This window comes from Borrelia hispanica CRI, from assembly GCF_000500065.1.
Taxonomy (GTDB): Bacteria; Spirochaetota; Spirochaetia; order Borreliales; family Borreliaceae; genus Borrelia; species Borrelia hispanica.
Map to the genome: position 1 here is coordinate 1 of NZ_AYOU01000039.1, position 822 is coordinate 822.

Annotated in this window: 2 protein-coding genes; both read left to right on the forward strand. The window is 31.5% G+C overall.

Features of this window, described 5'->3' with window-relative positions:
• Nucleotides 1–57: 57 nt before the first annotated feature.
• A complete protein-coding gene (locus tag U880_RS11645; RefSeq protein WP_051373853.1) occupies nt 58–252 on the forward strand; it encodes a hypothetical protein in 195 nt (64 codons plus the stop codon).
• Nucleotides 249–767, forward strand: coding sequence for a DUF1357 family protein (locus tag U880_RS09770; protein WP_051373854.1), 519 nt, complete (start codon nt 249–251; stop codon nt 765–767). Before U880_RS11645 ends, U880_RS09770 begins: the two co-directional genes overlap by 4 nt.
• Nucleotides 768–822: the final 55 nt, after the last annotated feature.

Genomic DNA, 822 nt, shown 5'->3' on the forward strand with positions numbered 1-822 from the left:
GAACTTTTAAAAGATAAATTGTTTTTTGGGGAAATTTTCTTAGGAGGGTAATAACAAATGAAGACAGAAACTACAGAAAACAACAAAGTAGTTAGTAAAAATGTCAAAGTAATTAGCAAAGCTAATAATGTAAAAAGCGAAGTTCCTACAAAGACTATTAGTTTGGACGAATATAATCAGCTTATGAAGTATAAAAAGGGACTTGCTAAGAATGATAAGCAGATATTATCAAACAAAGCAGTAAACCTTTGAGTATAAATCAAAGAGTAGCGCAAGAATTAGCCGAAGTCAAAGCAAAGAATAAAGCAAAGAATCAAATCTTACAAGAAGCGATTAAACTTAATGAAATTGATTCTCTGTCAAAGAAATATTTGAGTAGTCATTTTAACAAGGAGGCACTCTTATCACGTGGGCACAGCTTAGATGAGATTATGTTGGCACAAAAGCGAGAACTTGTTAGAAAGTATGTTCCAAGGGAGCAAATTAAGGCTATAGCTAAGATAGATAATCTTGAGCATATCAAAGGTACATTATTAGATATGCTTGTAAATCTTGCCAAAACTTCTATAAAAAAGACTACAAAGAACAAAAGTGTTACTACTAAAAGTATTAGCAAACCTGGTATCAAATTTGAAGATAATATTTCTACTGCCTCCCCACACTTCAAGCCACAAAATAACATTGAACTTAAGAGCGGCGTTTCAAACAGATACAAAGAACTATTAAAGCGATCTTCAAATGTTAGAAAAAAAAGATCTAGAGTGTAAAAGGAGACTATAAATGGCAGATATTGCAAAACTAAAAAAGGAATATGAAGATAAG